The sequence below is a fragment of the Streptomyces sp. NPDC033216 genome, from assembly GCF_055577115.1.
This window is the reverse complement of the sequence record NZ_JBVIQK010000004.1, coordinates 337,355-346,815: the sequence shown is the minus strand read 5'-3', so window position 1 is coordinate 346,815 and position 9,461 is coordinate 337,355. Positions and strand designations below refer to the sequence as shown.

The window sequence follows — 9,461 nt, the reverse complement described above, 5'->3', positions numbered from 1 at the left end:
TCACGGCGGCCCGCACCAGCCGCGCCCGTCTTCGGCCTGGCTCACGGCGGCCCGCACCAGCCGCGCCCGTCTTCGGCCTGGCTCACGGCGGCCCGCACCAGCCGCGCCCGTCTTCGGCCTGGCTCACGGCGGCCCGCCTCAGCCGCGTCCGTCTCCTCGCGGCTCACGGAGGCACCTCAGCCGCGTCCGTCTTCCGGCTGGCTCGGCGGCCCGCACCAGCCGCCCCTCACCGATTCCGGCTCGAAGGCCCTCACCACCCGCCGCCTCCCTATTCCACCTGCTCAGCCGTGCCAGGACCGCCACAGGGCCGCGTAGGCCCCGTCCGCGGCGACCAGCTCGGCGTGGCTGCCCAGCTCGCTGATGCGGCCGTTCTCCACCACGGCGATGACGTCCGCGTCGTGAGCGGTGTGCAGGCGGTGGGCGATGGCGACCACGGTGCGGCCGTCCAGGACACGGGCGAGGGAACGTTCCAGGTGGCGTGCGGCGCGGGGGTCGAGCAGCGAGGTCGCCTCGTCGAGGACCAGCGTGTGCGGGTCGGCCAGGACCAGGCGGGCCAGCGCGATCTGCTGGGCCTGCGCCGGGGTGAGCGTGTGCCCGCCCGAGCCGACCTCCGTGTCCAGGCCGTCGTCCAGGGCACGTGCCCAGCCGTCCGCGTCGACCGCGCTGAGTGCCGCCCACAGCTCGGCCTCCTCCGTCTCCCGGGCCTCGGCCGGGGCCGCCTGGCCCTTCTCGAGGCGGGCTTCGGGAAGGGCCAGCCGGAGGTTGTCGCGCAGCGAGCCGACGAAGACGTGGTGCTCCTGGTTGACGAGCGCGACGTGCGAGCGGACGCGTTCGGCGGTCATCCGGGACAGTTCGACGCCACCGAGGGCGACCCTGCCGTCACGGGGGGCGTAGATGCCGGCGAGAAGTCGGCCCAGCGTGGACTTTCCGGCGCCGGAGGGGCCGACGAGAGCCAGCCGGGTGCCGGGCGCGACTTCCAGGGACACCTGGCGCAGCACGTCGACGCCCTCGCGGTAGCCGAAGTGCACCCGGTCGGCCAGTACGTCCCGCCCGTCCGGTTCCAGCCCGGAGTCCCCGGCGTCCGGCTCGATGTCCCGCACTCCGACGAGCCGGGCCAGCGACACCTGCGCCACCTGGAGCTCGTCGTACCAGCGCAGGATCAGGTTCACCGGGTCGACCAGCATCTGGGCGAGGAGCGCGCCCGTGGTGAGCTGACCGACCTCGATCCAGCCCTGAAGGACGAACACCCCGCCGAGCATGAGGACCGACCCGAGGACGGTGACGTGCACGAGGTTGATGACGGGGAAGAGCACCGACCGCAGCCACAGCGTGTAGTTCTCCCAGGCCGTCCACTGCTTGATCCGCAGCTCCGACAGTTCGACACGGCGGTCACCCAGCCGGTGGGCCTCGACGGTGCGGCCGGCGTCCACGGTCTCGGCGAGGGCGGCGGCGACGGCGGCGTAACCGGCGGCCTCCGAGCGGTAGCCGGCGGGAGCCCGCCTGAAGTACCACCGGCAGCCGGCCACCAGCAGCGGCACCGCGACCAGCACGGCCGGCGCCAGCGGTGGAGCGGTGACGACGAGCCCGCCGAGCAGCAGCGCCGCCCACATCACGCCGATCGTCAGCTGCGGCACCGCCTCGCGCATGGCGTTGGCCAGCCGGTCGATGTCGGTGGTGATGCGCGACAGCAGGTCTCCCGTGCCGGCCCGCTCCAGCACACCCGGCGGCAGCCGCACCGAGCGGACGAGGAAGTCCTCCCGGAGGTCGGCCAGCATCCGCTCGCCGAGCATCGCGCCGCGCAGCCGTACCTGCCGTACGAATACGGCCTGGACGACGAGGGCGATGGCGAACAGTGTGGCGGTGAAGCCCAGATGGAGCTCGCGGACTCCTTGCGTCAGCCGTTCCACGACGTCGCCGAGGAGCCAGGGTCCCACCATCGAGGCGAGGGTGGCGACCGTGTTGACGGCCAGCAGAATCACGAACGCACGGCGATGCCGGCGCAACAGCTCGGCCACGTAGGCGCGTACGGTCGCAGGGGCGCCGACGGGCAGCGTGTTCGCTGTCGTCGGTGCCGCCGGGTCGTACGCCGGTGGCGCCACGCCGATCATGCCGACTCCTCGATCTCTTGCCGTTCGTGGTCTTCGAGTTCGTGCAGTTCCTTCAGCACACCGCTCAGCGGGGTCTCCGCGCTCCCTGCGTTCACCCCGGTCTTCGCGGTGTCCGCGGTTTCTTCTTCGGTCTCGCGGGTCACCACGGCGCGGTATCGCGGCTCGGTGTGCAGCAGTTCCCGGTGCACGCCGGCCGCGACGGCCAGGCCCTCGTGGACGAGGACGACCCGGTCGGCCCGGTCCAGCAGCAGCGGGGACGAGGTGAACATGATCGTGGTGCGTCCCGTCCTGATCTTCCGGAGCCCCTCGGCGATCCGTGCCTCGGTGTGCGAGTCGACGGCGGAGGTGGGTTCGTCCAGGACGAGGACCTCCGGGTCGGTGAACAGCGAGCGGGCCAGGGCCAGCCGCTGTCGCTGGCCGCCCGACAGGGAGCGTCCGCGTTCGGTGATGTGGGCGTCCATCGGGTCGTCGGCGCCCAGCGAGCCCTGGACGAGAGCGTCGAGGACGTCCCCACACTGGGCGGCCGCCAGCGCCGCCGCCGCGGTGACCTCACCCGAGGCGGGCACGTCGAGCAGGTCGCGCACGGCACCCGACAGCAGCACCGGGTCCTTGTCCTGGACGAGGACGGCCGTACGCGCGCCGGCCAGCGGCAGTTCGTCCAGCGGGACTCCGCCGAGCAGCACGGACGGGCCGTCCTGCGGGGGGTGTCCGCCGAGGCGCTCGGCCAGTCGTCCGGCGGCGTCGGGGTCGCCGCACACCACGGCGGTGAGCCGCGCGGCCGGGGCGAGCAGCCCGGTGGCCGGGTCGTACAGATCGCCGGAGGGCAGGTCAGCGGCGCGCGATCCGCCCGCGTCGGTGACCCGCTCGAGCGACAGCACGCGGGCGGCACGTTTCGCCGAAGGCCGGGAGAAGGAGTAGGCCATCGCGATCTCCTCGAAGTGTCTGAGGGGATACGTCAGGACCATGACGGAGCTGTAGACCGTGACGAGTTCGCCGATGGAGATCCGGCCTTCGCGGGCCAGGTGGACGCCGTGGAAGACGACCGCGATCAGCAGCAGCCCGGGCAGCAGGACCTGGATGGCGCTGATCAGCGACCACATGCGGGCGCTGCGCACGGCCGCGTGGCGGACTTCCTGGGAGGCGCGGCGGTAGCGGTCGAGGAAGAGGTCCTCGCCGCCGATGCCACGCAGTACCCGCAGGCCGGCCACGGTGTCGGAGGCCAGTTCCGTGGCGCGTCCGGCCTTCTCCCGCTGGAGGTCGGCGCGCCGGGTCGCGCGGGGCAGCAGGGGCAGCGCCGCGAACGCGACGACGGGCAGGCCCACGGCGACGACGACGCCGAGGGCCGGCTGGTAGACCACCAGGCCGACGCAGACGAAAACCACCGTGAGGGCGGCGGCCGTGAAGCGTGAGACGGCCTCGACGAACCAGCCGATCTTCTCGACGTCGCCCGTGGAGACGGCGACGACCTCCCCGGCCGCGACGCGTCGGCTGAGCGCGGAGCCCAACTGCGAGGCCTTGCGGGCGAGGAGCTGCTGGACGCGGGCGGCCGCGGTGATCCAGTTGGTGACGGCGGCGCGGTGCAGGAAGGTGTCCCCGAGCGCGATGGCGGCACCGAAGAGGGCCATCAGCCCACCGGCGAGGGCCAGCCGGGCTCCGGACCGGTCGACGACCGCCTCGATGGCGAACCCGACGCAGAACGGCTGCGCCGAGACGGCCATGAAGTGCAGCAGGCCCCAGGCCAGGGACGTGAGCTGGCCGCCCAGTTGATTGCGCCCGAGCCACCACAGGAATCGGGAACCCGAGCGCACGTCCGGCACACCCGGGTCTGCGTACGGTAGGTCTTGGATCTGCATGACGTCCCAGTGGCTCGTGTCAGGGATGGGGGGAGAGGTCGCGGGGAGCGGCGACAGCAAACCGTGAAAGGTTCGCTTCGCAGGGTGGTCGGAATCAACCTCTTTTCCGGGGCACCGCATGGTTCCGGCTGCCGCCGGGCCACACCTGGCGTTTCACGTGGTCGAGGAACCCGGGCCTCATCGCGGAGGGAGGTCGGCTGATCCCTGGAACACGGCCCATGAGAAGTCGGGTCATCATGTCCATGCACGCCGGAGCGATCCTCCTGGTGGGGACCGCTCCGGTGGGGGCGCCGAGCCCCGTGGCCCAGCCCCGACCCGAACACCCCCGCCGAGTTCGGCTCGGACCGCCCGCCCCCTCACCGCCGCCCCACGGCCCATTCCGGGCGCTTCGGAGGCGGTCGGGGAAATTCCCGCCGCTCTGGACCGGCCGTGGTGGTGGCCGCCACGGACGACCCCTGAGCCCCGTGATCCCGGTCCCGCCGACGGCCACCCACCGGTCGCGGAGGTCCCCTGAAGGGACACCGAACGTCGAAAGGGCCGCGGCCGGCGCTCCTGGAACCCCTGAGCGCCGGCCGCGGCCCTTCCCCTCATGCCGACCGGGAACGTTTCAACAGGGGGGTGCCGTCGCGCCGTCGATCAACGTGTCCAGCAGCTCCCCGAGCACCGCCCGCTCGACGTCGGTCAGGGGGGCCAGGATCTCCCGCGCCGCCGACCGACGTGCCCGGTGCAGTTCGCGCAGGGTGGCGCGCCCCGCGTCGGTCAGCTCGATCCGGATCACCCGGCGGTTGGTCGGGTCCGGGACCCGGCGCACCTTGCTGTTCGCCTCCAGCCCGTCGACCAGCGTGGTCACCGCCCGCGGCACGACCTCCAGGCGCGCGGCGAGATCCGCCATGCGCGGCGGCGCGCTGAAGTGGGAGAGGGTGCGCAGGAGGCGGGACTGGGCGGGCGTGATGCCGAGGTCCGACAGCTCCAGATGGTGCTTCTGGATGCGGTGCACCCGACGGGTGAACCGCAGCAGCTGCTCGGCGAGCGCGCCGTCGGGATCGGGGGTGGTCATGCGGGAACAATATCAGGACGCCGTTCATTGTGAGTATAGGTAACAATGAGCTACGCTCCCCCAGTCCGCTCGCCTCACCTCCCGTAGGAGCCCATGCACCCCGACAAACCAGACTCCTGGAACCCGTCCGGCGACACCGAGGAACAGCCCCGGCAGGTGCGCCGCATCCTGAAACTCTTCCGTCCCTACCGAGGCCGGCTCGCCGTCGTCGGCCTGCTCGTCGCAGCCTCCTCGCTCGTCTCGGTCGCCACGCCGTTCCTGCTGAAGGAGACCCTGGACGTCGCCATCCCCGAGGGTCGAACCGGCCTGCTGAGCCTGCTGGCCCTCGGCATGATCCTCAGCGCCGTCCTCGCCGGCGTCTTCGGCGTCCTCCAGACGCTGATCTCCACGACGGTCGGCCAGCGCGTCATGCACGACCTGCGCACCGCCGTCTACGGCCGGCTCCAGAGCATGTCGCTGGCGTTCTTCACGCGCACGCGCACCGGCGAGGTCCAGTCCCGCATCGCCAACGACATCGGCGGCATGCAGGCGACCGTCACCTCCACCGCCACCTCCCTGGTCTCCAACTTCACCAGCGTCGTCGCCACGATCGTCGCGATGGTCGTCCTCGACTGGCGTCTCACCGTCGTGTCGCTGCTCCTGCTGCCGGTGTTCGTGTGGATCAGCCGCCGCGTCGGCAACGAGCGACGGAAGATCACCACCCAGCGGCAGAAACAGATGGCCGGGATGGCCGCCACGGTCACCGAATCGCTCTCGGTCAGCGGCATCCTGCTCGGCCGCACCATGGGCCGCGCCGACTCCCTCACGCACTCCTTCGCCGACGAGTCCGAGCGCCTCGTCGACCTGGAGGTGAGATCGAGCATGGCCGGCCGCTGGCGCATGTCCGTCATCGGGATCGTCATGTCGGCAATGCCCGCCGTCATCTACTGGACCGCGGGCATGACCCTCCAGCTCGGCGGTCCCGGCGCCTCCCTCGGCACGATCGTCGCCTTCGTCTCGCTCCAGCAGGGCCTGTTCCGTCCGGCCGTCAGCCTCCTGTCGACCGGCGTGCAGATCCAGACCTCCCTCGCGCTCTTCCAGCGCATCTTCGAGTACCTCGACCTACCCGTCGACATCACGGAGCGGGCGGACCCGGTCCACCTCGACCAGGTCAAGGGCGAGGTCCGCTTCGAGAACGTGGAGTTCCGCTACGACGGCGACGACGACACGGTCGCCCCCGTCCTCGACGGCATCGACGTGACCGTCCCCGCCGGCAGCAGCCTCGCCGTCGTCGGGCCGACCGGCGCCGGCAAGTCCACGCTGGGCTACCTGGTGCCGCGTCTGTACGACGTGACCGGCGGCCGGGTCACCATCGACGGGGTCGACGTCCGCGACCTCGACTTCGACACCCTCGCACGCGCGGTCGGCGTCGTCTCGCAGGAGACGTACCTCTTCCACTCCTCGGTCGCCGACAACCTGCGCTTCGCCAAGCCGGACGCCACCGACGAAGAGCTGCACGCCGCGGCGCGGGCGGCCCAGATCCACGACCACATCGCCGCCCTGCCCGACGGTTACGACACGGTGGTCGGCGAGCGCGGGCACCGTTTCTCCGGCGGGGAGAAGCAGCGCCTGGCCATCGCCCGCACCATCCTGCGCGACCCGCCGGTGCTGATCCTCGACGAGGCGACCAGCGCCCTGGACACCCGGACCGAGCACGCTGTCCAAGAGGCCATCGACGCGCTCTCGGCCAACCGCACCACGCTGACCATCGCCCACCGGCTGTCCACCGTTCGCCATGCCGACCAGATCGTGGTCCTGGATTCCGGCCGACTGGCCGAGCGGGGGACGCACGATGAGCTTCTGGCGCGCGACGGGCGGTATGCGGAGCTGGTGCGACGGGACGCCCGACTGGAGCCGACAAGCTGACGATATGCCAGTTGATGCCGAGATTGGAATGATATGCGGGTTACCGTGCCCGCATGCAGATGAACAACCCGCCACCGAGAGCGATCCGACTGACGCGCCGGGGCCGTCTCGTCCTCATCGCCACCGGAGCCGTCGCGGCCGGCACCGCTGTGGCGGTGCCGCTGCTGAGCACGGACAGTCCCGTGGAGAAGAAACCGACGGCACTGGTGATCCCGGAGGGCTGGCGAGCCGGCCAGGTCTACGAGGCCGTCGACAAGGTCCTCGCCCTGCCGGCCGGGACCACCCGGAAGTCGCTGCCGACGGCCGGTCTGAAGCTGCCGCTCGACGCCGAGGGCAACCCGGAGGGCTTCCTCTTCCCGGCGACGTATCCGCTGGACGGGAAGACGACGCCGCAGGAGCTGCTGAAGCGGATGGTCGACACCGCCAACAAGAAGTTCAACGGCGCGCCGGTCGCCGCCGGGGCCCAGCGCAACGCCATGAACGTCTACCAGGCCGTCACCGTCGCCAGCATCGTCCAGGCCGAGGCCGCCACCGAGGCGGACATGGGCAAGGTGGCCCGCGTCGTCTTCAATCGTCTGGAGCGCGGCATGCCGTTGCAGATGGACTCCACCATCAACTACGCCCTGAACCGCTCCACGCTCAGGACGAGCACGGCGGACACCCGGATCGACAGTCCCTACAACTCCTACCAGCGCATGGGACTGCCCCCGACGCCGATCGACAACCCTGGTGAGGAAGCCGTGCGCGCCGCGATCAGCCCGACACCCGGCGACTGGCTGTACTTCGTCACGGTCAAGCCGGGCGACACGCGTTTCACCGCCGCCTACGAGGAACACCAGCGCAATGTCGCCGAGTTCCACAGGGTCCAGCAGAGCGTTCAGGCCTCGCCCGGTCCGTCGAAGGCCCGCTGAGCCCACGGCACGTCAGGCGGCGGCCGGCTTCCCGCCCCACTCGGCGAGCAGCCGCCTGATGTCCCGCAAGGCAGCGCGCCCCGCCCGGTTGGCACCGATGGTGCTCGCGGAGGGGCCGTAGCCGACGAGGTGGACGCGGCGGTCGGCCGCCGCGTGCGTGCCCTCGACACGGATGCCGCCGCCCGGCTCGCGCAGCCGCAGCGGCGCCAGGTGGTCCAGGGCGGGCCGGAAGCCGGTCGCCCACAGGATGACGTCGGCGGACACATGCCGCCCGTCCTCCCACTCCACCCCGTCCGGTGTGATCCGGTCGAACATGGGCAGCCGGTCGAGCACCCCGTCCGCCAGCCCCTGCCGGATCGCGTCGTTCAACGGCAGGCCGGTCACGGACACGACGCTTCTCGGGGGCAGGCCATGCCTTACCCGCTCCTCCACGAGCGCGACCGCCGCGCGGCCCGCGTCCTCGTCGAACGGACCCTCGCGGAAGACGGGCGGCCGCCGCGTCACCCAGGTGGTGGCGGCCGCGTACGGGGCGAGCTCCAGCAGGTGCTGGGTACCCGACGCACCGCCGCCCACCACGACCACCCGCAGCCCGGCGAACGCCTCGGGCCCCGGATAGCGCGCGGTGTGCAACTGGCGGCCGCGGAAGGTCTCCTGTCCGGGGTAGCGCGGCCAGAAGGGCCGGTCCCAGGTGCCGGTGGCGTTGATCAGCGCCTTCGTGGCCCACGTACCCTCGGAGCTCTCGACGAGCAGCCGCCCGCCCGCCCCCTCGCGCACCGCCGTCACGTCGACCGGCCGCCGCACCCGCAGGTCGAAGGCCCGCTCGTACGCCGTGAAGTACTCGGCGATCACCTCGGAGGAGGGCCGCGCCGGATCCGCTCCCGTCAGCTCCCTGCCAGGCAGCGCGTGCATCCCGTGCACCTTGCCGTACGTCAGTGAGGGCCACCGGTACTGCCACGCGCCGCCCGGGCCGGGGGAGTGATCGAGCACCACGAAGTCCCGCTCCGGCTCGAAGCCGGTGCGCCGCAGGTGATAGGCGCCGGCCAGACCCGCCTGACCGGCGCCGACGACGACCACCTCGACCTCACGCATATCGTTCACGTTTGAACCAACAGTGCCGGGGTCGTGGATCTTCCCGGCGGGCCGGCCACGGGGCGAGCATCGACCCTGGCGGGAATGGGTCAGGATGGGGGCATGTCAGACGCGTTCACCACCCGGGTACTGCACATCACCTCCGGCGCACAGGAGACGGTCGTCGACCTCACCCGTGACTGCGAGGCCTTCCTGCGGGAGACGGCGGCCGGCCGCGACGGCCTTCTGAACGTCTTCGTCCCGCACGCCACGGCAGGCATCGCGATCATCGAGACCGGCGCCGGGAGCGACGACGACCTCCTTGCCGCCCTGCACACCCTCCTCCCCGCCGACGACCGCTGGCAGCACCGCCACGGCAGCCCCGGCCACGGCCGCGACCACGTCCTGCCGGCGTTCGTCCCACCCCACGCCACCCTGCCGGTGGTGGACGGCACCCTGCGGCTGGGGACCTGGCAGTCGGTGTGCCTCGTGGACACCAACCGCGACAACCCCGAGCGTCAGGTGCGGTTGTCGTTCCTCGGGTAGTCGAGGTCGCCGG

At 71.9% G+C, this 9,461-nt stretch carries 7 protein-coding genes; 3 read left to right on the top strand and 4 right to left on the bottom strand.

Annotated elements, in window-relative coordinates; translation table 11 throughout:
* Positions 1-281: 281 nt before the first annotated feature.
* The 3 genes from ACZ5Y0_RS11020 to ACZ5Y0_RS11010 form a co-directional block, all read right to left on the bottom strand.
* Positions 282-2,108, bottom strand: coding sequence for an ABC transporter ATP-binding protein (locus tag ACZ5Y0_RS11020; RefSeq protein WP_469128325.1), 1,827 nt, complete (start codon positions 2,106-2,108; stop codon positions 282-284).
* Positions 2,105-3,961 (bottom strand): ABC transporter transmembrane domain-containing protein, encoded by a 1,857-nt coding sequence (locus ACZ5Y0_RS11015; protein ID WP_469128324.1) that lies wholly within the window; start codon positions 3,959-3,961, stop codon positions 2,105-2,107. Before ACZ5Y0_RS11015 ends, ACZ5Y0_RS11020 begins: the two co-directional genes overlap by 4 nt.
* A 607-nt stretch (positions 3,962-4,568) precedes the next feature.
* Complete coding sequence (locus ACZ5Y0_RS11010; protein ID WP_469128323.1) at positions 4,569-5,018, bottom strand: MarR family winged helix-turn-helix transcriptional regulator; 450 nt, start codon at positions 5,016-5,018, stop codon at positions 4,569-4,571.
* A gap of 93 nt (positions 5,019-5,111) precedes the next feature.
* Here ACZ5Y0_RS11010 and ACZ5Y0_RS11005 point away from each other — a divergent pair, with 93 nt between their 5' ends.
* Positions 5,112-6,923, top strand: coding sequence for an ABC transporter ATP-binding protein (locus ACZ5Y0_RS11005; protein ID WP_469128322.1), 1,812 nt, complete (start codon positions 5,112-5,114; stop codon positions 6,921-6,923).
* Positions 6,924-6,976: 53 nt separating this feature from the next.
* Complete coding sequence (gene mltG / locus ACZ5Y0_RS11000; protein WP_469128321.1) at positions 6,977-7,834, top strand: endolytic transglycosylase MltG; 858 nt, start codon at positions 6,977-6,979, stop codon at positions 7,832-7,834.
* Positions 7,835-7,846: 12 nt separating this feature from the next.
* Here mltG and ACZ5Y0_RS10995 read toward each other — a convergent pair whose 3' ends face one another.
* On the bottom strand, positions 7,847-8,932 hold the full coding sequence (locus tag ACZ5Y0_RS10995) for an NAD(P)-binding domain-containing protein (RefSeq protein ID WP_469128320.1): 1,086 nt from the start codon (positions 8,930-8,932) through the stop codon (positions 7,847-7,849).
* A 93-nt stretch (positions 8,933-9,025) separates the two neighbouring features.
* Here ACZ5Y0_RS10995 and ACZ5Y0_RS10990 point away from each other — a divergent pair, with 93 nt between their 5' ends.
* Positions 9,026-9,448 (top strand): secondary thiamine-phosphate synthase enzyme YjbQ, encoded by a 423-nt coding sequence (locus ACZ5Y0_RS10990; RefSeq protein WP_469128319.1) that lies wholly within the window; start codon positions 9,026-9,028, stop codon positions 9,446-9,448.
* Positions 9,449-9,461 lie beyond the last annotated feature (13 nt).

Excerpts from the sequence above, each read along its gene's own strand:
- ACZ5Y0_RS11020 (WP_469128325.1), bottom strand. The coding sequence starts at position 2,108 with ATGATCGGCGTGGCGCCACCGGCGTACGACCCGGCGGCACCGACGACA.
- ACZ5Y0_RS11015 (WP_469128324.1), bottom strand. The coding sequence starts at position 3,961 with ATGCAGATCCAAGACCTACCGTACGCAGACCCGGGTGTGCCGGACGTG.
- ACZ5Y0_RS11010 (WP_469128323.1), bottom strand. The coding sequence starts at position 5,018 with ATGACCACCCCCGATCCCGACGGCGCGCTCGCCGAGCAGCTGCTGCGG.
- ACZ5Y0_RS11005 (WP_469128322.1), top strand. The coding sequence starts at position 5,112 with ATGCACCCCGACAAACCAGACTCCTGGAACCCGTCCGGCGACACCGAG.
- mltG (WP_469128321.1), top strand. The coding sequence starts at position 6,977 with ATGCAGATGAACAACCCGCCACCGAGAGCGATCCGACTGACGCGCCGG.
- ACZ5Y0_RS10990 (WP_469128319.1), top strand. The coding sequence starts at position 9,026 with ATGTCAGACGCGTTCACCACCCGGGTACTGCACATCACCTCCGGCGCA.